1 pseudogene is annotated in these 646 nt (G+C 39.8%); it reads right to left on the bottom strand.

Annotated features, from left to right (window positions below):
* Positions 1-405: pseudogene (locus BQ5209_RS10560) on the bottom strand (hypothetical protein); the annotation flags it as partial.
* Between the last annotated feature and the right edge of the window lie 241 nt (positions 406-646).

Here is a 646-nt window from a genome sequence, read left to right as displayed (position 1 = left end):
ATTCTTGCCAACCTTATCTGATAATTCACCTACCGTGGCTTTTTCTTCTATCGTTTCAAACCCAGGCCAGTGCCATGGACTACGCCGTTTGATATGCGCTTGTGCATTGTCTTTTATATTCACCCAACCTTGTATTGGTAGCATTTGCTCATCAAGTGCCGTCACTTGGACCCATTTTGTGTTTTTATCCTCTATCGCTATCAAGCCATCATTCTCTAGTGAAATTAGAGACACGGTACGAGGGAAACATACCGTATTACGTTTCTTTTCTTGAGGAGAAAGGCTGTTATCTAATGATAACGGAAAATCACGCCAATAACTTACGCTTGAATTGAGTTGCCCCTCTTCGCCATTAAGGTGTAAGACTTTACTGGCGGCTATCCAGTACGGCTTGTTTTCAATCATAAAGCGAATAGTGAAAAAATCCTCATCATGCGCAGGCTCAGAATAGACACTCGGTAACGTCGTATCTTGTCCCTTTCCGCCACGAATGAGTTCAGCTACATAATTAGCTCAGTACCATTAATAACTATCATAATCATTATTATCAATATAATTTCGACAATCTTTTATTTCTTTAGGTTTACACGCCCTCTGTTTTTTATATTCAAATTGGTTATTGTCTTCGTTCAGATATTCCCCGGAT

The sequence above is a fragment of the Gilliamella mensalis genome (genome assembly GCF_900103085.1).
Taxonomy (GTDB): domain Bacteria; phylum Pseudomonadota; class Gammaproteobacteria; order Enterobacterales; family Orbaceae; genus Gilliamella; species Gilliamella mensalis.
The sequence above is the reverse complement of the archived record's forward strand: the minus strand, read 5'-3'. Positions and strand labels throughout refer to the sequence as shown.